We start from the raw sequence: 20,987 nt of genomic DNA, 5'->3' as shown, positions 1-20,987 counted from the left end.
ACCCACCCGGCCGGTGCTATTCTCGCTGGCATGAATACATCACTGCCCCTCAGCCTGATCGCGGCGTATGCCGAAAACCGCGTGATAGGTATCGACAACTCCATGCCCTGGCACCTGCCGGGGGACTTCAGGTATTTCAAGGCCACCACCTTGGGCAAGCCGATCATCATGGGCCGCAAGACCTGGGATTCGCTGGGCCGGCCACTGCCAGGGCGGCTGAACATTGTGGTCAGCCGGCAACCGGGCCTGGCGCTGGCTGGCGCCGAAGTGTTCGGTTCGCTGGAGCAGGCGCTGGTGCGTGCCGAGCAGTGGGCGCGTGAACAGGGCGTCGACGAGCTGATGCTGATCGGCGGTGCGCAGCTGTATGGGCAGGCACTGGAGAAAGGGCTGGTCAGCCGTATGTACCTGACCCGGGTGGCGTTGTCGCCCGAGGGCGACGCCTGGTTCCCGGCGTTCGACCCGCAACAGTGGGCACTGGTGTCCAGCGAGGCCCAGGTGGAGGAGGGGAAGCCTGGGTATCAGTTTGAGGTGTGGGACAGGGTTTGACAGCGGGCGGTTACGTGGGGGCCGGCGAGCCCGCCCCCACCTCTGTTAACCTCAGGTATGGCTCAGCTCGGCGTGCTCGTCGTCTGCCAGCACTGCCTTGTCGGTTTCTTTCAGCAACTGGCTGGTCACCACGCCTGCGGTCATCGAACCGTTGACGTTCAATGCCGTGCGCCCCATGTCGATCAGGGGTTCCACCGAAATCAGCAAGGCCACCAGCTCAACCGGCAAGCCCATGGCCGGCAGCACGATCAGTGCGGCGAACGTGGCGCCGCCACCTACGCCTGCCACCCCCGCAGAGCTCAGGGTGACGATGGCCACCAGGGTGGCGATCCACAGTGGGTCGAAGGTGTCGATGCCCACGGCCGGTGCCACCATTACCGCCAGCATGGCCGGGTACAAGCCGGCGCAGCCGTTCTGGCCAATGGTGGTACCGAACGATGCACTGAAGCTGGCAATCGACTGCGGCACACCCAGGCGGCGTGTCTGCGCTTCGATGTTCAGAGGAATACTGGCTGCGCTGGAACGGCTGGTGAAGGCAAAGGTAAGCACCGGCCACACCTTGCGGAAGAAGCGCAGCGGGCTCACGCCGGTCGAGGCCAGGATGATGGCGTGCACCACGAACATCAGCCCCAGGCCCAGGTAGGACACCACCACGAAACTGCCCAGCTTGAGGATGTCTTCCAGGTTGGAGCTGGCTACCACCTTGGTCATCAGCGCCAGCACGCCGTAGGGCGTGAGCTTCATCACCACGCGCACCAGGCGCATTACCCAGGCCTGCAGGGTATCGATGGCCGACAGGGCGCGCTGGCCCTTTTCGGCGTCGTCCTTGATCAGTTGCAATGCTGCCAGGCCGATGAACACGGCAAAGATCACCACGCTGATGATCGACGTCGGTTTGGCCCGTGCCAAATCCCCAACCGGGTTGCTGGGGATGAACGAGAGCAGCAGTTGCGGGATGTTGAGATCGGCGACCTTGCCTGCATAGTCGCTGTGGATAACCTGCATGCGTGCGCTTTCCTGCGCGCCGGCCACCAGCCCCTCGGCGCTCAGGCCGAACAGGTTGGTCAACACGATGCCGATCAGTGCAGCGATGGCCGTGGTCAGCAGCAGCGTACCGATGCTGAGCACACTGATGCGCCCCAGGGACGATGCATTGTGAAGGCGCGCCACTGCGCTGAGGATGGAGGCGAAGATCAGCGGCATCACGATCATCTGCAGCAAGCCGACATAGCCATTGCCGACCAGGTCCAGCCAGCCGATAGTGGCCTTCAGCACCGGGTGGCCGGCACCATAGATGCTGTGCAGCACCAGGCCGAACGCCACGCCCATTGCCAGGCCCAGCAGTACTTTCTTGGCCAGGCTCCATTGCGTGCGGCGGGTTTGTGCCAGGCCCAGCAACAGGGCCAGGAATGCCAGCAGGTTGAGTGACAGCGGCAGGTTCATTGAAGCTCCAGCGAGAAAAGCGATAAGGGGCATCGCCTCTGTGAGCGATTGCGAACGGAAATGCTAACAGCCTGAAAACAAACGAATTTATACCTAAATGGAATGTGCATAGTCGTTTTTGGAATAACGGGTTGTCGTGCACAGTCATGCGCAAGGCGTTCGTGGCGGCTTTGGGGTCGTGATCCGGGGTTTGCCAATTGCAGCAGTTGCACTAGCGTTGCTGGGTCACTTCAGGAGATTCGTACATGACGTTCGCGCCGAAGACCCTCGCCTTTTTCCTCGCCTCGCTGGTGAGTATCGAAACCATGGCCACCGAGCTCACCCATTGGCCCCCTGAGGCGGCCAAGCAGCTCGACAGCATGATTGCCGCCAACGCCAACAAAGGTAACTACGCGGTGTTCGATATGGACAACACCAGCTACCGCTATGACCTTGAGGAGGCGCTGCTGCCGTTCATGGAGAACAAGGGCCTGCTGACCCGTGAAAAGCTCGACCCCTCTTTGAAACTGATGCCGTTCAAGGATACCGCTGAGCACAAGGAGAGCCTGTACAGCTACTACAATCGGCTGTGCGAGGTCGACGATATGGTCTGCTACCCCTGGGTCGCCCAGGTGTTTTCGGGGTTCACCCTGCAACAGTTGAAACAGCAGGTGGATGAGCTGATGGCCAGCACAGCGCCCATCCCCGCGACCTACTACGAGGGCGATCAGGTCAAGACCCTGGACGTTCAGCCGCCCAAGGTATTCAAGGGCCAGGCCGAGCTGTACAACAAGCTGATGGAAAACGGCATCGACGTGTACGTGATTTCCGCAGCGTCCGAGGAACTGGTGCGCATGGTCGCGTCAGACCCCAAGTACGGCTACAACGTCAAACCCCAGAACGTGATCGGCGTCAGCCTGCTGCTCAAGGACCCCGCCAGCGGCGCGCTCACCACCGCGCGCAAGCAGATCAGCGCCGGGCACTATGACCCCAAGGCCAACGAGCGTCTTGTACTCACCCCTTACCTGTGGACGCCGGCTACCTGGATGGCCGGCAAGCAGGCCGCCATCCTGACGTACATCGATGAGTGGAAGAAACCCGTGCTGGTAGGCGGCGACACGCCCACAAGCGATGGCTATATGCAGTTCCATGGGGTGGATGTTGGCAAGGGGGGTATTCACCTGTGGATAAACCGCAAGGCCAAGTACATGGACCAGCTGAACGGGATGATCGCCAAGCAGGCGGCGGCCCAGGCCAAGGAAGGGTTGCCGGTGACTGCAGACAAGAACTGGGTGATTGTGACGCCGGAGCAGATTCAGTAGGTCGGGCTGCAAAAAGGGGCCGCAAAGCGGCCCCTGTAACCCACCCGAGCAACTGCAGCTTCAAAGCCCGTCCAGCATCGCCTTGTTCCGCACTGCACCCTTGTCGGCACTGGTCGCCAACAGGGCGTAGGCCTTGAGGGCGGTGGTTACCTTGCGTGGGCGTACTTCGGCGGGTTTCCAGCCTTTCTTGTCCTGCTCGATGCGGCGGTGTGCCAGTTCTTCATCGCTGACCTGCAGGTTGATCGAGCGGTTGGGGATGTCGATCAGCACCTTGTCGCCGTCGCGCACCAGGCCGATGGCACCGCCTGCTGCGGCCTCCGGTGAGGCATGGCCGATGGACAGGCCCGAGGTGCCGCCCGAGAAGCGGCCGTCGGTGAGCAATGCGCAGGCTTTGCCCAGGCCCTTGGACTTCAGGTAGGAGGTGGGGTACAGCATTTCCTGCATGCCCGGGCCACCTTTGGGGCCTTCGTAGCGGATGATGACGATGTCGCCGGCCTTCACCTCGTCGGCGAGAATGCCACGCACGGCGCTGTCCTGGCTTTCGAAGATCTTCGCATTGCCCTCGAACACCAGGATCGACTCATCGACGCCGGCAGTTTTCACCACGCAACCGTCCTGGGCGATGTTGCCGTACAGCACGGCCAGCCCGCCCTCTTGCGAGTAGGCGTGCTCGGCGCTGCGGATACACCCCTCGGCGCGGTCCAGGTCCAGGCTTGGCCAGCGGGTGGACTGGCTGAACGCGGTTTGGGTCGGGATGCCGGCAGGGCCTGCCTTGAAGAACGTGTGCACGGCCTCATCGTCGGTCTGGGTGATGTCCCATTTGGCGATGGCTTCTTCCATGCTGCGGCTGTGAACGGTCGGCAGGTCGGTGTGCAGCAAGCCGCCACGTGCCAGCGAACCGAGGATGCTGAAGATGCCGCCCGCGCGGTGCACATCTTCCATGTGGTACTTCTGGATGTTCGGCGCCACTTTGCACAGCTGTGGCACCTTGCGCGACAGGCGGTCGATGTCCCGCAGATCGAAGGCCACTTCGGCCTCCTGGGCGGCTGCCAGCAAGTGCAGGATGGTGTTGGTCGAGCCACCCATGGCGATGTCGAGCATCATGGCGTTTTCGAACGCCTTGAAGTTGGCGATGTTGCGCGGCAGCACCGACTCGTCGTTCTCGCCGTAATAGCGTTTGCACAGCTCGACGATGGTACGGCCAGCCGTAAGGAACAGCTGCTCGCGGTCGGAGTGAGTGGCCAGGGTCGAGCCATTGCCCGGCAGTGCCAGCCCCAGGGCCTCGGTCAGGCAGTTCATGGAGTTGGCCGTGAACATGCCGGAGCAGGAGCCGCACGTCGGGCAGGCGCTGCGCTCGTACTCGGCGACCTTCTCGTCGGACGCCGTGCTATCGGCGGCGATGACCATGGCGTCCACCAGGTCCAGGCCATGGTTGGCCAGTTTGGTCTTGCCGGCCTCCATCGGGCCGCCGGACACGAAGATCACCGGGATGTTCAGGCGCAGGGCGGCCATGAGCATGCCCGGGGTGATCTTGTCGCAGTTGGAGATGCACACGATGGCGTCAGCACAGTGGGCATTGACCATGTACTCCACGGCGTCGGCGATGATTTCGCGGCTTGGCAGCGAATACAGCATGCCGTCATGGCCCATGGCGATGCCGTCGTCGACCGCGATGGTGTTGAATTCCTTGGCCACGCCACCGGCGCGCTCGATTTCGCGGGCAACCAGCTGGCCCAGGTCCTTCAGGTGTACGTGACCTGGGACGAACTGGGTGAACGAGTTGGCGATGGCGATGATCGGCTTCTTGAAGTCGTCGTCTTTCATGCCGGTGGCGCGCCACAGGGCACGGGCGCCGGCCATGTTGCGGCCGTGGGTGGAAGTCTTGGAACGATAATCAGGCATGAAGCACTCCTGGCGGCTTAATCAGGTCACAAAAAGGGGAGTGAGCTTCTCTTGTCCTTTGTACCGCAGGCCGGTTGCCACAGGCACGGATGGGGCCGAAGACCGCGCGGGATCGCCGCGTGCTTGACCAGAGCTCATAAACCCGCCGGGGATGACTGGCGATGAATAGGCCGATTCTACACCGCTGAGGCGGGGAGGGAACGACGATGTGCCTGGACGGCGGTTTTGGGCTTGTTACCGGTGCCTGTAGGAAACGTCTGAAATGCCCTGCAAAGGGCTGACCTTGCTGCCACCTATCACTATCATCCGGCCGCCGCATGTGCGGTTACACGAGATACATCCTCAATGGACCTTCCCAGTTACCGGTTCCCAACGAACTGCAATCTGGCACTGAGCGCGCCGTCGCCAGGGCTGCCGAAGGCTTGAGCCCGTGTGGTTGAGGTCTGCAGGCGCCTGCATCGGCGCCTGGAGAACTTCATGCAACAGCAAATCGAAAAAAACACCCCAGGTTCGGACGTGAACGCGGCGCTCGAAGCGCAACGCCGCGAAGCCACCGAAGACTTCCACAAGGGTGCTTCCATCACCAACCACATAGGCAACCTGCGGCATGCCACGCTTGGACTGCTGTACCGCAAGCGCGTGCTGTGGCTGGTGTTGCTGGTGTTCGGCAACCTGTTTTCGGGGGCCGGCATCGCAGCCTTTGAAGAAACGATCGCTGCCAACATCGCGTTGGTGTTCTTCCTGCCATTGCTGGTAGACAGCGGCGGCAATGCCGGCTCCCAGTCGGCAACGTTGATGGTGCGCGGGCTGGCCACCGGCGAAGTCATGCTGCGCGACTGGGCACGCATGCTGGGCCGGGAGTTCGGGGTAGCGTTGCTGTTGGGCTGCACCATGGCTGTTGCCGTGGCGGCGCTGGGGCTGCTGCGCGGCGGGCCGGAGATTGCACTGATCGTTGCCAGCAGCATGGTGGTGATCGTGATGGTGGGCAGCCTGATCGGCATGAGCCTGCCGTTTCTGCTCAGCCGCTTGCGGCTGGACCCCGCGACGGCCAGTGGCCCGTTGATCACATCGATTGCCGATGCGGCGGGTGTGCTGGTGTATTTCGGCATCGCCACGCAGGTACTGGCGCTTTAACCTGCAAGGGCATGGATGAGGGGCCGCCGAGCGGCCCCTTGTCGCGCAGGTCAGCTGTTGGGCAGCAACCGGCAGGTGATGCTCTTGATGTAGCGGGTTTCGGCGATGGCCGGGTGCACCGGGTGGTCCGGGCCCTGGCCGCCGCGTTCCAGCAACTGCATATTGCGGTCCAGGTGGCGGGCGCTGGTCAGCAGGATGTTGTGCAGGTCGTCTTCCGGCAGGTGCATCGAGCAGGAAGCGCTCACCAGAATGCCGTCCTTGCTCAGCATGCGCATGGCCTGCTCGTTCAGGCGCCGGTAGGCCGCTTCACCGTTTTTCAGGTCTTTCTTGCGTTTGATGAAGGCGGGCGGGTCGGCGATGATCACGTCAAAACGTTCTTCGGCCGCTTTCAGCTCGCGCAGGGCCTCGAACACGTCACCCTCGATGCAGGTCAGCTTTTCGCTGATACCGTTCAAGGCCGCGTTACGTTCAACGCCGTCCAGGGCGAAGCCAGACGCATCCACGCAGAACACTTCGCTGGCACCAAAGGCACCTGCCTGTACACCCCAGCCGCCGATGTAGCTGAACAGGTCCAGTACGCGCTTGCCCTTCACGTAGGGCGCCAGGCGCGCACGGTTCATGCGGTGATCGTAGAACCAGCCGGTTTTCTGGCCGTCGCGTACCGGGGCTTCGAAGCGAACGCCGTTTTCTTCCAGCGGCACCCAGTCGGGTACCTCCCCGTACACCGTGTCCACGTAACGCTGCAGGCCTTCTGCATCCCGTGCGGCCGAGTCATTCTTGAACAGAATGCCGCTAGGCTTGAGTACCTGCACCAGTGCGGCGACCACCTCGTCCTTATGGGCTTCCATGGTCGCGGAGGCCAGTTGCACCACCAGGATATCGAAGAAGCGGTCCACTACCAGGCCCGGCAGCAGGTCGGAATCGCCGTACACCAGGCGGTAGCAGGGCTGTTCGAACAAGCGCTCGCGCAGGGACAGGGCTACGTTCAGGCGGTGTACCAGCAGCGATTTGTCCAGCGGCAGCTTGGCGTCACGTGACAGCAAACGGGCGCAGATCAGGTTGTTGGGGCTGACGGCAACGATCCCCAGGGGCTTGCCGTTGGCAGCTTCCAGTACCGCCTGCTGGCCGGCCTGAAAGCCCTGGAGCGGGCTGGCGGCCACGTCGACCTCGTTGCTGTAGACCCACAGGTGGCCTGCGCGCAGGCGGCGGTCGGCGTTGGCTTTGAGGCGAAGGCTGGGCAGGGACATGACGTCGCTCCGGGAAAAAGAGCGGGAGTATAACGCCTGTCCGGCCTTCGCGCTGCCTGCCAGCTGTCAGGCCGACAGGGCCTTCACCAATTGCGCGTTGAAGGCGGGGATGTCATCTGGCTGACGGCTGCTGATCAGGTTGCCGTCCACCACCACCTCTTCATCCACCCATTCGGCGCCAGCGTTGCGCAGGTCGTCCTGCAAGGTCTTGAAGCTGGTCATGCGCTTGCCCTTGGTCAGCCCGCTGGAAATCAGCAGCCAGCCGCCGTGGCAGATCACGGCCAGCGGCTTGCCGGCCGCATCGTGGCTTTTCACCAGTTGCTGCGCCCCGGCAATCAGCCGGATGGTGTCGGAGTTCTGCACGCCGCCTGGCAACACCAGCGCATCGTAGACCGTCTGGCCGGCTGCATCGAAGGTGGCGTCGACCGGGAATTCATCCGCCGGCTTGTCGTGGTTCCAGCCACGCACCTTGCCCTCTTTCTCGCTGAGAATGTGCACCTGTGCGCCGGCCTTGGTCAGGGCCTCGCGAGGGCCGGTCAGCTCGACCTGCTCAAAACCGTCGGTAACCAGAATGGCCACGCGCTTGCCGTTCAGTGCTGTACTCATGGTCTTGCTCCCTTACTCGATGAATATGAGAAACAGGCCAGTGGTGCTAAAGGAAAGTTCCAACGCACCGATTCAATGGTTAGTTTCCTGGTCGCCCGCCGCGTTAGAATTGGCGGTCCCATACGAGTGTGCACGCATGTCCCAAGAACTCAGCGCCGAACAGATCCAGCAAGCCTTGCAAGGCATTACCATTCCGCCGCAGCCGCAGATCATGGTCGATCTGCAGTTCGAGCAGTACATGCCCGACCCGGACCTGGAAACCATCGCCAAGCTGATATCCCAGGACCCAGGGCTCTCCGGTGCCTTGCTCAAGCTTGTCAACTCGCCGCACTTCGGCCTGAGCAACAAGATCGGCTCGATCCAGCGCGCGGTGAACCTGTTGGGCAGCCGTTCGATCATCAACCTGATCAACGCCCAGTCGATCAAGGGCGAGATGAGCGACGAAACCATCGTCACCCTCAACCGCTTCTGGGACACCGCCCAGGACGTGGCGATGACTTGCCTGACCCTGGCCAAGCGCACGGGCATCCAGCCGGCGGACGAGGCCTACACCCTGGGGCTGTTCCATGACTGCGGCGTGCCGCTGATGCTCAAGCGCTTCCCCCACTACATGCAGGTGCTGGAAGACGCCTATGCCAAGGCCGACGAACACACCCGCGTGGTCGATACCGAAAACCGCACGCTCAATACCAACCATTCGGTGGTGGGGTATTTCACGGCCAAGTCCTGGCGCCTGCCCGAACACCTGACCGCGGCCATTGCCAACCACCACAATGCCCTCTCGGTGTTCCGCGACGACAGCTCAAGCAATAACCAGGGCCAGATGAAGAACCTGCTGGCGGTGCTGAAAATGGCGGAGCACATCTGCGCGTCGTTCCGTGTACTGGGCAACCAGGCGGTGGATCACGAATGGAACGCGGTCGGGCCGTTAGTGCTCGATTACATAGGCTTGTCGGAATACGACTTCGACAACCTCAAGCAGAATATCCAAGAGCTGGGTGGGCGCTGACACATGCCGGAACTTCCTGAAGTAGAAACCACCCGGCGCGGGATCGCGCCGCACCTGGAGGGCCAGCGGGTCAGCCGTGTGGTGGTGCGTGACCGGCGCCTGCGCTGGCCTGTGCCGGAAGACCTGGACGTCCGCTTGTCCGGGCAACGTATCGTCACTGTCGAGCGGCGGGCGAAATACCTGCTGATCAATGCCGAGGTCGGCACCCTCATCAGCCACCTTGGCATGTCAGGCAACTTGCGGTTGGTCGAGCTGGGTCTGCCGCCCGGCAAGCACGAGCACGTGGATATCGAGCTGGAATCGGGCCTGATGCTGCGCTACACCGACCCCCGCCGCTTTGGCGCGATGCTCTGGAGCCAGGACCCGCTCAATCATGAGCTGTTGCTGCGCCTGGGGCCTGAACCGCTGACCGACCTGTTCGATGGTGAGCGCTTGTTCCAGCTGTCACGCGGGCGGTCGATGGCCGTCAAACCGTTCATCATGGACAACGCCGTGGTGGTGGGGGTGGGCAACATCTACGCCACCGAGGCGCTGTTTGCCGCCGGCATCGACCCACGCCGGCCGGCCGGTGGCATCTCGCGGGCGCGTTATCTGAAACTGGCGATCGAGATCAAGCGGGTGCTGGCCGCCGCCATCGAACAGGGCGGGACGACCTTGCGTGACTTCATTGGCGGCGATGGCCAGCCCGGGTATTTTCAGCAGACCCTGTTCGCTTACGGGCGCGGCGGCCAGCCATGCAAGGTGTGCGGTACCGAACTGCGGGATGTGAAGCTGGGCCAGCGGGCCAGCGTGTTCTGCCCACGCTGCCAGCGCTGAGCACCCGCTGCTGCCCACCGGGGCTCAGGCCTTGCCAGTAATCCTGAGGTACTTGGCCATCAGCTGTTCTTCGCTTTCCGGGTGGGCTTCATCCAGCGGGATGCAGTCTACCGGGCATACCTGCTGGCATTGAGGCTCATCGTAGTGCCCTACGCACTGGGTGCACAGGTTGGGGTCGATCACGTAGATCTCTTCGCCTTGGGAGATGGCCTCGTTCGGGCACTCGGGTTCGCAGACGTCGCAATTGATGCAATCGTCGGTGATGATCAAAGACATGGGGGCTCCGGCCGGGGCTCCTGGCCCGGGCATGTTCAACGCAAGGGCACAATTGTGCCGCATTCGCGCCCGCAGTGCACGCAGGCGCGACAAACTGGCAGGCGTGGCTACTGCTTGAAGCGCTCGGTCAGCGCGTCTGCCACCGCTGGGTGGACGAACTTGCTGATATCGCCGCCCAGTGCTGCGATTTCCCGCACCAGGGTCGAGGAAATGAACGAGTAGCGCTCAGAAGGCGTGAGGAACAGGCTTTCTACATCCGGCGCCAGTTGCCGGTTCATGTTCGCCAGCTGGAACTCGTACTCGAAATCGGACACCGCGCGCAGGCCACGAAGAAAGACGTTGGCGCCCTGTTCCTTGGCAAAGTGCGCCAGGAGCGAAGAAAAGCCGATGACTTCGACATTGGGCAGGTGCTTGGTGACCTCACGCGCCAGCGCTACCCGTTGCTCCAGTGGGAACAGCGGGTTTTTCTTGGGGCTGGCTGCCACCGCGATGATCACGGTGTCGAACAGCCGCGAGGCGCGCTCGACCAGATCGCCATGGCCTTTGGTAATGGGGTCGAAAGTACCCGGGTACAACACTCGGTTCATCGCGTCATCCTGGCTGGAGTGCGTTGGGGAGTCGGATGGTAGCGCAGCGACTGCGCCCGGCCAAGTCATGTGGCCGGCTGGGGCCACTATACTTCTCCCCATGCTGCGGCGCGAGGTTTGTGCGCCTTCGCCAGGTATTTCATGTACCGTTCAACCAGGCCCTGCAGACCTGGCACGGCTTGGCGTCATCGACCAGGAGATTGTCATGCCACTTGCGCAACTGATCACCCCACAGCAATTGGCCGAGCGGCTGGACTCGCCCGGGCTGGTGGTCCTCGACTGCCGCTTTGCCCTTGAAGATGTGGACTATGGCCAGCGTAGTTACGCCCAAGGGCATATCGCCGGGGCCCATTTCGCCGACCTGGAGCGTGACCTCAGCGGCCCGATCAGCAAAGGGGTGACCGGCAGGCACCCGTTGCCCGACCCGGCCAGGCTGGCCGAGCGGCTGCGCGACTGGGGTGTCGACGACGATAGCCAGGTGGTGCTTTACGACGATGGCCCCGGGGCCTTCGCTGCCCGGGCCTGGTGGCTGCTGGCCTGGCTGGGCAAACGTAGTGGCGTGGCGATTCTGGACGGGGGGCTGAAGGCCTGGCACGCCGCCCATTTGCCATTAAGCCTCGACCCACCGCCCAAGCGGGAGGGAGCGTTCGTTGGCAAACCCGACGGCAAGCTGCTGATTGATGCCGAGCACCTGGCCAGGCGCCTGGGTGCGAGCGACCTGACCCTGCTCGATGCCCGCGCGCAACCACGCTTTCGCGGTGAGGTAGAGCCGATAGACCCGGTGGCAGGGCACATCCCTGGCGCCCAATGTGCGGCCTTTACCGACAACCTGGGGCCTGACGGGCGTTTCCTGCCGCCTGAGCAGCTGCGGCAGCGGTTTGACCAGCAGTTGGCCGGGCGTGCGCCGGAGCAGGTTGTGGCGTACTGCGGCTCAGGTGTAACGGCGTGCCATAACCTGTTTGCCCTGGCGCTTGCCGGTTACCCGTTAGGCAAGCTGTATGCCGGCTCGTGGAGTGAGTGGATCAACGACCCGGCACGGGATGTAGCGACTGGCAGCTGATCGCGGCTCATTGGCCCTGCATCAGCCACTGCGGTATCCGGCGTTCGAGGTAGTACCCCGGGCGCCGCAGGCTGCCCTCCACAAACCCCACATGGCCACCTCGACCGTGCAGTTCGAACCGGGTGTTCGAAGCCAGGTCCCCAGGGCCGGGCAGGCTCCGGGTCGAAACGAACGGGTCATCGTTGGCGTGGATGATCAACGTGGGCGTACAGTTCTGCTTGAGGAAGAAGTGGCTGGATGATCGACGGTAGTAATCGTGCACGTCGCTGAAGCCGTTGAGTGGCGCGGTGACCTTGGCGTCGAACTCCCAGAACGTGCGCAGGTTGCCCAGCGGCCCCAATTGTTCCAGGGTTGCCAACCGGTCGTGATGGGCATTGTCATGGAAGTGACGTTGCTTGACCTGCACATAGGCCAGCATCTCGCGCATGAAGTGGGCCTGGTACACCTTGGAAAACCCCTGGGCGATGCGGTCGGCGCAGTGATCAAGACGAAACGGCACCGAAACCGCCACCGCGGCCTGCAACTGGCTGGCCGCGCCGCATTCGCCCAGGTACTTGAGCAGCACGTTGCCACCCAACGAGTAACCTACCGCATACAGGGGCGCCAGTGGGCGCCGCGCCCTTACGTGGCTGACGACTTCAGCCAGGTCTTCGCTGGCACCGGAGTGATAGCTGCGTGGCAGCAGGTTGGGTTCACCCGAACAACCACGCCAGTTCACCGCTGCGCTGGCCCAACCACAGGCGTGCAAGGCTTGCTGCAGCCCTTTTACGTAATGTGACTGGGACGAGCCGGTGAGGCCGTGCAGCACCAGTACCAAGGGGGCGTCTGGCTGGTGTGGGCCGTACCAGTCCAGGTCGATGAAGTCGCCATCGGCCAGCCACATACGCTCCCGCTCGCGCTGCAAGTCAGGCATCTTGCGCCACAGCGGCCCCCACAATGTCTGCAGGTGCGGATTGGAAAGGCCGGTGGCGGGGCGAAAGGTGGCGTCAGGGTTGGGCATGCTGGGCGGCTCATGAGGTGCCCGCCTAGCATGCCACGAACCGCGCCGCCCTGCCTGGGCTAGCGCTCGTCTGCTGTGGGTTGGGAGAGCGGCAGTTGCTCGACGGCAGGGCCGCTGGTAACGAACACTTCTGGCGCCTGGCCCAGCCATACCTGAGCGGCTTCCAGCAGGTTGGCAGGTGTCAGCGCCGCCAGGGTGTCCACGTAGGTAGTCAGGTGGTCGGCTGGCAAGCCTTGGTGGCTGTAGGTGGCCAGTGCACTGGCCAGTTTGCCGTGGTCGGCCAGGTCATGGTGCAGCCGGGCGGCGATCTGGTTTACCGCCATGTCACACTCGGCCTGGCTGGGCCCATGCTCGCGCAGGCAGTTCAGCATGGCCGATACCAGCGCACCCGATGCATCGCGGTGCTGGGGCACTACATCCCAGTGAATCTGGAACAGCGTGGTTGCATCGAGCGGCCTGAGAAACGCCGACACGGCGTAGGTAAGGCTGCGCAGGTGGCGCAGCTCCTGGGTAAGGCGAGCCTCGTAACTGCCCCCCAGAATAGCGGTAAGCAGCACCAGTGCAGGGTAGGGAGGGTCCTTGGGGGTAACCCTGGCCGCGATGGTCAGCATCGCCTGGGTAGCGTTGCCAGCGAAATCCAGGTGTTGCAATAGGGGTAGAGGGTCAGCCGGGGCGGGCGGGGTTTGCGCCGCCCACTGCTGCGGTAGCGCCTGCACCAGCATATTTACCAACTGCTCGGCCTCAGCGCGGCTCACATCACCGACCAGGCCGATGTCCAGGTTGTTGGCCGAGTAGGCCTTCTGGTGGAAGGCGCGAACCTGCTCGGCACCCAGGTCATCAGCAGGTCGTGCGGCCGGCGGCGCAGCGTAGGGGTGGCCGTGGAACACATGGCTCATGGTGGCATTGGCCATTCGCAGAATGGGTTGTCGGCTTTGCCGGGCCTGATTGAACGCTATGCGTTCGCGGATCTTCGCCACCTCAGCCTCGCGCAGTGCTGGCCGGGCCACCATTTGCGTCAGCAAGCCGATGGCTTGTGCCCGTAACGTGGGCATGCTCAGGCATCGCAGGGCGATGGAGGTGCTGTCCTCGCTGATTTTCCTGCTCAGGGTTGCACCCAGCCCTGCCAGCCGTTGGGCGAACTGTGCCGCGTCCAGGTGTTCGGTGCCTTGGTCGAGGCTGTACAGGGCAAGTGCTGCCAGGCCTGGGGTGTCACCGTCCAGCATGCTGCCGGCCCTGAAGCGCAGCACCAGGTCGATCATGGGGCGACCCTGCGCTGCAATGAAGCTGACTCTTGTTCCCTCGGCCGTTTGCCATTGCTCGGCGGTCGCCTGCACGGAGGGCGCCCTGCCGAGCTCGATAGCCTGCATGGACTCCAGGTTCGTCATCGCGGCCAATGCCGGGTCTGTGGTGGGGCCTTGGCAAAGCAGGGGTTGATGAGGTGGCATCTGTTCGTGCGTCATGCTTGCGCTCCTGGCCGAAGGAAGGTGATGGTCAGGCGTTCACGCCCCAGGTAGGTATTGGCCACTTGTTGCAGGGTGGTTGCGTCGATGGCTACCAGCCGAGCTGCTTCGCTGTCGACCAGGCTGGCGGGTTGACCGGCCGCCGCTACCGAGCCAATGCGCTCGGCCTGCGAGGCGGGGTCTTCAAGGGTGAATAGCCGCCGTGCCAGCATGCCCAGCTTCAGGTGCTGCAGTTCACTGCTGGTCAGCGTCAGGCTGCGTAGCTGGTCAATTTTCTGGTACACCGCCTCGGCGGCCTGCTCAGGGGTGGCGTGGGTGGTATTCACATAGGCAGCAACGGTAAGCAGCGTGTCCCCGCGTACCAAGGGGTCATAATTCACTCTTACACCTGTAAGTACACGCTGGTCCCGCACCAGTTCGCTGTAGAGCCAAGAGCTGGCGCCTTGCCCAAGCAGCTCACCGATCAGTTCGAGGGCCGCGGTGGTGGTTTCGTCGGGTGCCGTGGCGCAGCCAGGAACGTTGAACGACATGAACAGGCCATGGGCGAGCCCCGGCAAGCTGACGGTGTGCGTGCGCGCCTGTAGCGCGTCGTCGTGCCTGGGTGCCGGGCAGTCTGTGACAGGCCCACTGATCAAGGGTGAAAAGTACTTGTCCACAGGCCCGCGCAGCGTTGCCAGGTCGATATCGCCGACCACCACCAGGGTGGCGTTGCTCGGGCGATACCAGGTGCGGTACCAGGTACGCAGTTGCTGCAGGTCTAGGCTGCCCAGGTCGGCTGCGTTGCCGAAGCTTGGGGCTGCATAGGGGCTGTTACCGTGTGCCAGTGCCTGGTGGTGGTCGAGTGCTTGCTGGGCTGGCTGTGTATCGAGCTTGAGGCGGCGTTCGTCGACGATCGCCTTGGCAGCCCGGGCCAGGTCAGAGGCGTCGAAGGTGGCGCTGTGCATGGCATCGGCCATGATCTCCAGCGCCACCGGCAAGCGTGTTACGGGTAGCGAGATCTCGTAAGCGGTCGCATCCAGGCGGGTGCTGGCATTGGCCCGGCCGCCCAGCCGTGCGACGACGCGGGAATAATCCCCGGCCGCGAGCTTGCTGCTGCCTTCGAAGATCAGGTGTTCGAGCAGGTGTGACAGGTTGGTGTGGCCTGCCGGTTCGTGGCTGGTGCCCACGTGGTACCACAGTTGCACAGCGGCAAGCGAGGTTCCGTGCTGCTGGCGAAGGTAAACGGACAAGCCGTTTTCCAGGGTGAAATGCTGAAGAGGGGAAGGGGTGGCAGCTGCAAGAGACGCAAGTGCCTCGGGCACCCCTTCGAGAGGGGCCGGCGCAGGTGAGGGTAGTGGCATGGCTGAAGTGCTCGGGTGGTTGGAAACCCCAACAGCTTCAGCCAATGGCGCGCCCTGCCTGCGCTAGATAACTAGCCCCGCTGCCACAGTGCGTAATGCACCTGGCCGGTTTTTTTCTCACGGTGCAGGCGCCAGCTGGCAGGCAGTTGCAGGCTGGACGGCGCCGCTTCGCTCTCGGTGTACACCCATGCCTGCTCGCGCAACCACTGGTTCTGCTCCAGCAGGTTGCAGGTTTCAGCCAGCAGTTGCTGGTGGAACGGCGGGTCGAGGAACACCACATCGAATTGCTGTTTGGCCGGTGCCTGCAGGTAGCGCAGGGCGTCGGTCTGCAGGATCTGCCCCCGTGGGCAACGCAGAAGCTCCAGGTTGTTTTTCAGGTTGGCGATGGCGGCCGGGTTGCTGTCCAGCGCCACGGCATCCTCGGCCCCGCGTGACAAGGCCTCGAGCACCAGGGCGCCGCTGCCCGTGAAGGCATCCAGTACCCGGGCCCCTTCGATGTAGGGCGCCAGCCAGTTGAACAGGGTTTCACGTACCCGGTCGGGGGTTGGGCGCAGGCCTTCGCCGTCAGGCACCGCCAGGCGCCGGCTGCGCCATTGGCCGGCGATAATGCGCAGGTGGCCCGAGCCTTTGCTCTGGCCCGGCTGCGGGCGGGAGGGGTGGATCTTGGCATTAGTGCTCCGGTACCCCGAGGGCTGGCTCGGTGGGTTTGTCGGTGGGGGCAGGCAACGGCTTTTGCGGCACGTTCGGGCCGACGGTGACGATCACCAGCTTGTCAGCGGCCAGGTGCCGGTTCATGGCGGCCTTGACCTGCTCGACGGTCAGCGCCTGGGACTGCTGCATGAAGTCCTCCAGCCAGGTCAGTGGCAGGTTGTAGAAGCCAATGGCGCCCAACTGCCCGACGATGCTTTCGTTGCTGGCATTGGACAGCGGGAAGCTGCCGGCCAGCTCGCGTTTGGCGTCGTCCAGCTCCTGCTGGGTCGGGCCCGTGCTGAGGTAATCGGCAAGAATACCCTGAACCAGCTTCAGCGTCCCTTCGCTAAGCTCGGCACGGGTTTGCAGGTTGATCATGAAGGGCCCGCGCACCTGCATCGGGCTGAACGCTGAATACACGCCGTAAGTCAGGCCACGTTTTTCCCGCACTTCGCTCATCAGCCGCGTACCGAACGCGCCACCGCCCAGGATCTGGTTGCCCAGCGAAAGCGCCGGCCAGTCCTTGTCCTGGCGGTCGATGCCCAACTCGGCCAGCATCAGGTGGGTTTGCTTGGAGGGGAAGTCGATGTGGGTGAGCCCGGCCTTGGCGTCGGCTGGCTGGGCCGGGGCGGGCAATGCAGGGCCTTTCGGCAGGCCGGCGGACACCTGGGCGGCGATGGCTTCGGCTTCGCTGCGGCTCAGGTCGCCGACCAAGGCGATGACCGCGTTGCCTGGGGTATAGGCCTTGGCATGGAATGCACGCAATTGTGCAAGGCCAAGGCTGTTGATGCTCTCAGGGCTGCCGTCGCTCGGGTGCGCGTAGGGGTGGGTACCGTAGAGTTTTTCGAACAGCGCCTTGCCCGCGATTTTACCCGGGTTCTGCTTGTCGTACTCGAAGCCCGCCAGCATCTGGTTCTTGATGCGTTTGAGGGCCTCTTCAGGGAAGGTGGGCTTGCCCGCGACCTCAGTGAACAGCTTCAGTGCAGGTTCACGCTTGTCCTTGGCACTGAGGCTGCGCAGCGAGGCCACGGCCATGTCGCGGTAGGAACCATTGCCGAAGTCCGCGCCCAGGCCCTCGAAGCCCTGGGCGATGGCGGTCACGTCCTTGCCGGCCACGCCTTCATTGAGCATGGCGTTGGTCAGAGCTGCCACCCCGGGGGTGGCGCCATCCTGGCTGCTGCCAGCGGCGAAGGTTACGCGCAGGTCGAACATGGGCAGTTCGCGGGCTTCGACGAACAGCACGCGTGCGCCCTCGGCCGTATTCCAGTGCTGAATGTTCAGCTGACGACGGCTGGGGGCCTTGCCGTCGAGCTCAGCCAGCGATTGCAGCGTATTGGCCGGGCGGGCCGCCGCGGTGTCGGGCTTGGCCGCCTGGTCGGCCAGGGCCGGGGCGGCCAGCACGGTCGCCAGCGCCAGGGCACGTATGCCCGTGGCCAGCAGGGTGGGGCGTGATGCGCGGCGGTCACTCATGGGCGGACTCCTCGGGCAGTACATGGGCAACGCTCAGGCGTTCGCGGGTGAAATAGGTGCGCGCGGCGTTCTGGATGTCCTGCGGGGTGACGCGCTTGAGCTCGTCCAGCTCGCTGTCGATCAGCTTCCAGGACAGGCCGACGGTTTCCAGCTGGCCAATGGTGGTGGCCTGGCTGCTGATGGAGTCGCGGTCGTAGACCAGGCCGGCAATGACCTGGGCGCGTACCCGCTCCAGTTCCTCGGCGGTCGGCGGGGTGGTCTTGAGTTCATCCAGCAATTGCCAGATGCCTTTTTCGACGTCGGCCAGGGTCTTGTGCTTCTGCACGTTGGGGGTGGCCGAGATCAGGAACAGGCTGTCGCCGCGGGTGAAGGCGTTGTAGCTGGACGATGCGCCAGCCACCAGCTCCTGGCCGCGCTCCAGGCGGGCAGGCATGCGCGCACTGTAGCCACCGTCAAGCAGCGCCGAGATCAGGCGCAGGGCATGCACCGTGCGCGGGTCCTGCGCGGTGGGCAGGCCTGGCACGTTGAAGCCGTAGATCAGGCTGGGCAACTGGGTGCGCACATGCAGGGTCAGCTGGCGCTGGCCAGGTTCGGCCAGTTCCAGTGGCAGCTTGGCGGCGGGTACGGTGCGCTTGGGGATGGCGCCAAAGTACTTCTGCGCCAGGCCTTTCACCTCATCGGCGGTGACATCGCCCACCACCACCAACGTAGCGTTGTTGGGGGCGTACCAGGACTCGTACCAGTGGCGCAGCTCTTCGACCTTCATGCGCTCAAGGTCGGCCATCCAGCCGATGGTGGGGGTGTGATAGCCGCTGGCAGGGTAGGCCATGGCGCGGAACAGCTCGAATGCCTTGGCATTGGGCTGGTCGTCGGTGCGCAGGCGGCGTTCTTCTTTGATGACCTCGATTTCACGGCTGAACTCGTCGGCCGGCAGGCGCAGGCTGGCCAGGCGGTCGGCTTCGAGTTCCAGGGCCACCGGCAGACGGTCGCGGGCCAGCACCTGGTAGTAAGCGGTGTAGTCGTCGCTGGTGAAGGCGTTTTCTTCGGCACCCAGGTCGCGCAGGATACGCGAGGCTTCGCCCGGGCCGATTTTGGCACTGCCCTTGAACATCATGTGCTCAAGCGCGTGGGACAGGCCTGTCTGGCCGGGGGTTTCGTAGCTGGAGCCAACCTTGTACCAGATTTGCGAAACCACCACCGGGGCACGGTGGTCCTCACGCACGACCACTTTGAGGCCGTTGTCGAGGATGAATTCGTGGGTGGGTTGCACATCGGCGGCGAAGGCCGCGAGCGGCAGGCACAGTGTGCCGAGCAACAGGCCTGCGGCGCGGCGGGCTAGAGCATTCATACGGTGTTTAACCTGTTCGGCGGCCCGCTGGGTTTAGCGTCGGCAGGCCAGGAGGTGCTAGGATACTGATCCGGTTGCCTGGCGACCATGCCTGTCGCCGTTCTGGCTTGCAGGACATCAAGACAAAACGTTGCGCATGAACCAGCCGGCTTCAAGATAGTCTGTTCTGCGTAGAAAGAATTCCCGATGCGCCATAGCTGGCCCATCGCTACCCTGAGATAGCCGTCTCCATGTTTGGTTCCAACGACGACAAGAAAGCGCCGGCCGAGGCCAGCGAGAAGAAAGGCCTGTTCAGCTGGTTTCGCAAGAAGCCGCAGCAACCTGTCGCCGAACAGCCGCAAACCCCAGAACCGCCGTCCGCCGAGCCGCATGCTGGCGAGCCGGTAGCGCCTGCCCCGGTTGCCGAGCAGCCACAGGAAGCGCCGGCCGAGCCCGTCGCCCCGGCGCCGCAGCCTGCCACGCCCGAACCGCAACCTGTCACCCCCGCACCGGTCGTTTCACCGCCTGCGCCAGCGCCCGTGGCACCTCCCAGCGTGCCCGCCGAGCCTGAGCAGGCTGCACCCGTTGTGCCTGCGCCGGTTGCCCTGCCAGCTGTCGAAGCGCCTGGCACGCAGCCCGTCGAGCAGGCCGCGCCCGTCAGCAACCTGGTGTTGCCCGTGGCCGAAGAGCCTGTGGCGCTGGTGCCGGACCTCGAGCCCAAGGCCCCGCCTGCCATCCCCGAGCGCCAGGCCCCCGAGCCTGCCGCCCCCCTTGCCGTCGAAGTGGCTGAAGCCCAGGTAGATGCGCCTGCCGAAGTGGCAGTGGCTGCCCATGTGGAAGCCGCGAAGCCCGGCTTCTTCGCCCGCCTCAAGCAGGGCCTGTCCAAGACCAGCGCCAGCATTGGCGAAGGCATGGCCAGCCTGTTCCTGGGCAAGAAGGTGATCGATGACGACCTGCTGGATGAAATCGAAACCCGCCTGCTAACGGCCGACGTGGGTGTGGAAGCCACCTCCACGATCGTGCAGAACCTGACCCAGAAGGTCGCCCGCAAGCAGCTGGCTGACGCCGATGCGCTGTACAAGTCGCTGCAGGAAGAGCTGGCTGCGCTGCTCAGGCCGGTTGAGCAGCCGCTGGTGGTGCAGGCGCAGAACAAGCCCTACGTGATCCTTGTGGTCGGTGTGAACGGCGCCGGCAAGACCACCACCATCGGCAAGCTGGCCAAGAAGCTGCAACTGGAAGGTAAAAAGGTCATGCTGGCGGCGGGTGACACCTTCCGCGCCGCTGCCGTGGAGCAGCTGCAGGTGTGGGGTGAGCGCAACAAGATCCCGGTCATCGCCCAGCACACTGGTGCCGATTCAGCTTCGGTGATTTTCGATGCCGTGCAGGCTGCCAAGGCCCGTGGCGTCGACGTGCTGATCGCCGATACCGCCGGCCGCCTGCACACCAAAGACAACCTGATGGAAGAGCTGAAGAAAGTGCGCCGGGTCATCGGCAAGCTTGACCCCGAAGCGCCTCACGAGGTGCTGCTGGTCCTCGATGCCGGTACCGGCCAGAACGCCATCAGCCAGGCCAAGTACTTCAACCAGAGCGTCGAACTGACCGGCCTGGCCCTGACCAAGCTGGACGGCACGGCCAAGGGCGGCGTGATCTTCGCCCTGGCCAAGCAGTTCAAGCTGCCCATCCGCTTCATCGGTGTCGGTGAAGGTATCGATGACCTGCGCACCTTCGAAGCCGAGCCGTTCGTCAAGGCTCTGTTCGCCGAGCGAGACTGAC

18 protein-coding genes and 1 pseudogene are annotated in these 20,987 nt (G+C 63.8%); 7 read left to right on the top strand and 12 right to left on the bottom strand.

All coding sequences use genetic code 11. From position 1 onward, the window contains the following. The first annotated feature begins 30 nt into the window (after positions 1 to 30). Positions 31 to 546, top strand: coding sequence for a dihydrofolate reductase (locus IAE36_RS08435; RefSeq protein ID WP_028632077.1), 516 nt, complete (start codon positions 31 to 33; stop codon positions 544 to 546). Positions 547 to 597: 51 nt separating this feature from the next. Here the strand turns inward: IAE36_RS08435 and IAE36_RS08430 are convergent, their stop codons facing one another. Next, on the bottom strand, positions 598 to 1,989 hold the full coding sequence (locus tag IAE36_RS08430; protein ID WP_201163011.1) for an L-cystine transporter: 1,392 nt from the start codon (positions 1,987 to 1,989) through the stop codon (positions 598 to 600). 245 nt (positions 1,990 to 2,234) lie between these two features. Here IAE36_RS08430 and IAE36_RS08425 point away from each other — a divergent pair, with 245 nt between their 5' ends. Beyond that, positions 2,235 to 3,290 (top strand): haloacid dehalogenase-like hydrolase, encoded by a 1,056-nt coding sequence (locus IAE36_RS08425; protein WP_201211769.1) that lies wholly within the window; start codon positions 2,235 to 2,237, stop codon positions 3,288 to 3,290. 60 nt (positions 3,291 to 3,350) lie between these two features. Here the strand turns inward: IAE36_RS08425 and ilvD are convergent, their stop codons facing one another. Beyond that, positions 3,351 to 5,192, bottom strand: a complete 1,842-nt coding sequence (gene ilvD / locus IAE36_RS08420) for a dihydroxy-acid dehydratase (RefSeq protein ID WP_201163013.1) — start codon at positions 5,190 to 5,192, stop codon at positions 3,351 to 3,353. A 477-nt stretch (positions 5,193 to 5,669) separates the two neighbouring features. On the opposite strand from ilvD, the gene IAE36_RS08415 reads away from it, so the two are divergent. Continuing rightward, positions 5,670 to 6,326, top strand: coding sequence for a magnesium transporter (locus IAE36_RS08415; RefSeq protein WP_080667808.1), 657 nt, complete (start codon positions 5,670 to 5,672; stop codon positions 6,324 to 6,326). A gap of 50 nt (positions 6,327 to 6,376) precedes the next feature. On the opposite strand, the gene IAE36_RS08410 is transcribed toward IAE36_RS08415, so the two are convergent. Together IAE36_RS08410 and IAE36_RS08405 are read right to left on the bottom strand one after the other, a co-directional pair. Beyond that, on the bottom strand, positions 6,377 to 7,573 hold the full coding sequence (locus tag IAE36_RS08410; RefSeq protein ID WP_028632073.1) for a class I SAM-dependent rRNA methyltransferase: 1,197 nt from the start codon (positions 7,571 to 7,573) through the stop codon (positions 6,377 to 6,379). Positions 7,574 to 7,639: 66 nt separating this feature from the next. Continuing rightward, on the bottom strand, positions 7,640 to 8,179 hold the full coding sequence (locus IAE36_RS08405; RefSeq protein WP_028632072.1) for a type 1 glutamine amidotransferase domain-containing protein: 540 nt from the start codon (positions 8,177 to 8,179) through the stop codon (positions 7,640 to 7,642). A gap of 190 nt (positions 8,180 to 8,369) precedes the next feature. On the opposite strand from IAE36_RS08405, the gene IAE36_RS08400 reads away from it, so the two are divergent. Together IAE36_RS08400 and mutM are read left to right on the top strand one after the other, a co-directional pair. Then, entirely contained in the window at positions 8,370 to 9,188 is an 819-nt protein-coding gene (locus tag IAE36_RS08400; protein WP_174435892.1) for an HDOD domain-containing protein, read from the top strand. Between the two features lie 3 nt (positions 9,189 to 9,191). Next, positions 9,192 to 10,004, top strand: a complete 813-nt coding sequence (gene mutM, locus IAE36_RS08395) for a bifunctional DNA-formamidopyrimidine glycosylase/DNA-(apurinic or apyrimidinic site) lyase (protein ID WP_028632070.1) — start codon at positions 9,192 to 9,194, stop codon at positions 10,002 to 10,004. Positions 10,005 to 10,028: 24 nt separating this feature from the next. On the opposite strand, the gene IAE36_RS08390 is transcribed toward mutM, so the two are convergent. After that, positions 10,029 to 10,280 (bottom strand): YfhL family 4Fe-4S dicluster ferredoxin, encoded by a 252-nt coding sequence (locus IAE36_RS08390; RefSeq protein WP_028632069.1) that lies wholly within the window; start codon positions 10,278 to 10,280, stop codon positions 10,029 to 10,031. 107 nt (positions 10,281 to 10,387) lie between these two features. Continuing rightward, positions 10,388 to 10,867: a pantetheine-phosphate adenylyltransferase gene (coaD, locus tag IAE36_RS08385; RefSeq protein ID WP_028632068.1), complete on the bottom strand. Its 480-nt coding sequence runs from the start codon at positions 10,865 to 10,867 to the stop codon at positions 10,388 to 10,390. A 205-nt stretch (positions 10,868 to 11,072) separates the two neighbouring features. Between coaD and IAE36_RS08380 the strand changes: the two genes are divergently transcribed. Then, entirely contained in the window at positions 11,073 to 11,927 is an 855-nt protein-coding gene (locus IAE36_RS08380; protein ID WP_201211767.1) for a sulfurtransferase, read from the top strand. 7 nt (positions 11,928 to 11,934) lie between these two features. On the opposite strand, the gene IAE36_RS08375 is transcribed toward IAE36_RS08380, so the two are convergent. The 6 genes and pseudogenes from IAE36_RS08375 to IAE36_RS08350 form a co-directional block, all read right to left on the bottom strand. Beyond that, positions 11,935 to 12,927 (bottom strand): hydrolase, encoded by a 993-nt coding sequence (locus IAE36_RS08375; RefSeq protein ID WP_201211765.1) that lies wholly within the window; start codon positions 12,925 to 12,927, stop codon positions 11,935 to 11,937. Positions 12,928 to 12,986: 59 nt separating this feature from the next. Continuing rightward, entirely contained in the window at positions 12,987 to 14,387 is a 1,401-nt protein-coding gene (locus tag IAE36_RS08370; RefSeq protein WP_201211763.1) for a M16 family metallopeptidase, read from the bottom strand. Further along, positions 14,384 to 15,616, bottom strand: coding sequence for a M16 family metallopeptidase (locus IAE36_RS08365; RefSeq protein WP_201211761.1), 1,233 nt, complete (start codon positions 15,614 to 15,616; stop codon positions 14,384 to 14,386). Before IAE36_RS08365 ends, IAE36_RS08370 begins: the two co-directional genes overlap by 4 nt. Before the next feature lie 182 nt (positions 15,617 to 15,798). Next, positions 15,799 to 16,389, bottom strand: coding sequence for a 16S rRNA (guanine(966)-N(2))-methyltransferase RsmD (rsmD, locus tag IAE36_RS08360; RefSeq protein ID WP_201211800.1), 591 nt, complete (start codon positions 16,387 to 16,389; stop codon positions 15,799 to 15,801). 7 nt (positions 16,390 to 16,396) lie between these two features. Then, positions 16,397 to 17,749, bottom strand: a pseudogene (locus IAE36_RS08355) (M16 family metallopeptidase); the annotation flags it as partial. Positions 17,750 to 17,879: 130 nt separating this feature from the next. Continuing rightward, on the bottom strand, positions 17,880 to 19,235 hold the full coding sequence (locus IAE36_RS08350) for a M16 family metallopeptidase (RefSeq protein WP_201211759.1): 1,356 nt from the start codon (positions 19,233 to 19,235) through the stop codon (positions 17,880 to 17,882). Between the two features lie 230 nt (positions 19,236 to 19,465). On the opposite strand from IAE36_RS08350, the gene ftsY reads away from it, so the two are divergent. After that, positions 19,466 to 20,986, top strand: coding sequence for a signal recognition particle-docking protein FtsY (gene ftsY / locus IAE36_RS08345; protein ID WP_201211756.1), 1,521 nt, complete (start codon positions 19,466 to 19,468; stop codon positions 20,984 to 20,986). Position 20,987 lies beyond the last annotated feature (1 nt).

Source organism: Pseudomonas sp. S36 (assembly GCF_016647875.1).
GTDB lineage: Bacteria > Pseudomonadota > Gammaproteobacteria > Pseudomonadales > Pseudomonadaceae > Aquipseudomonas > Aquipseudomonas parafulva.
The sequence above is the reverse complement of the archived record's forward strand: the minus strand, read 5'-3'. Positions and strand labels throughout refer to the sequence as shown.

Excerpts from the sequence above, each read along its gene's own strand:
- IAE36_RS08410 (WP_028632073.1), bottom strand. The coding sequence starts at position 7,573 with ATGTCCCTGCCCAGCCTTCGCCTCAAAGCCAACGCCGACCGCCGCCTG.
- IAE36_RS08425 (WP_201211769.1), top strand. The coding sequence starts at position 2,235 with ATGACGTTCGCGCCGAAGACCCTCGCCTTTTTCCTCGCCTCGCTGGTG.
- IAE36_RS08375 (WP_201211765.1), bottom strand. The coding sequence starts at position 12,927 with ATGCCCAACCCTGACGCCACCTTTCGCCCCGCCACCGGCCTTTCCAAT.
- IAE36_RS08435 (WP_028632077.1), top strand. The coding sequence starts at position 31 with ATGAATACATCACTGCCCCTCAGCCTGATCGCGGCGTATGCCGAAAAC.
- IAE36_RS08415 (WP_080667808.1), top strand. The coding sequence starts at position 5,670 with ATGCAACAGCAAATCGAAAAAAACACCCCAGGTTCGGACGTGAACGCG.
- ftsY (WP_201211756.1), top strand. The coding sequence starts at position 19,466 with ATGTTTGGTTCCAACGACGACAAGAAAGCGCCGGCCGAGGCCAGCGAG.
- IAE36_RS08380 (WP_201211767.1), top strand. The coding sequence starts at position 11,073 with ATGCCACTTGCGCAACTGATCACCCCACAGCAATTGGCCGAGCGGCTG.
- IAE36_RS08430 (WP_201163011.1), bottom strand. The coding sequence starts at position 1,989 with ATGAACCTGCCGCTGTCACTCAACCTGCTGGCATTCCTGGCCCTGTTG.
- IAE36_RS08350 (WP_201211759.1), bottom strand. The coding sequence starts at position 19,235 with ATGAATGCTCTAGCCCGCCGCGCCGCAGGCCTGTTGCTCGGCACACTG.
- IAE36_RS08370 (WP_201211763.1), bottom strand. The coding sequence starts at position 14,387 with ATGACGCACGAACAGATGCCACCTCATCAACCCCTGCTTTGCCAAGGC.
- IAE36_RS08405 (WP_028632072.1), bottom strand. The coding sequence starts at position 8,179 with ATGAGTACAGCACTGAACGGCAAGCGCGTGGCCATTCTGGTTACCGAC.
- ilvD (WP_201163013.1), bottom strand. The coding sequence starts at position 5,192 with ATGCCTGATTATCGTTCCAAGACTTCCACCCACGGCCGCAACATGGCC.
- coaD (WP_028632068.1), bottom strand. The coding sequence starts at position 10,867 with ATGAACCGAGTGTTGTACCCGGGTACTTTCGACCCCATTACCAAAGGC.
- mutM (WP_028632070.1), top strand. The coding sequence starts at position 9,192 with ATGCCGGAACTTCCTGAAGTAGAAACCACCCGGCGCGGGATCGCGCCG.
- IAE36_RS08390 (WP_028632069.1), bottom strand. The coding sequence starts at position 10,280 with ATGTCTTTGATCATCACCGACGATTGCATCAATTGCGACGTCTGCGAA.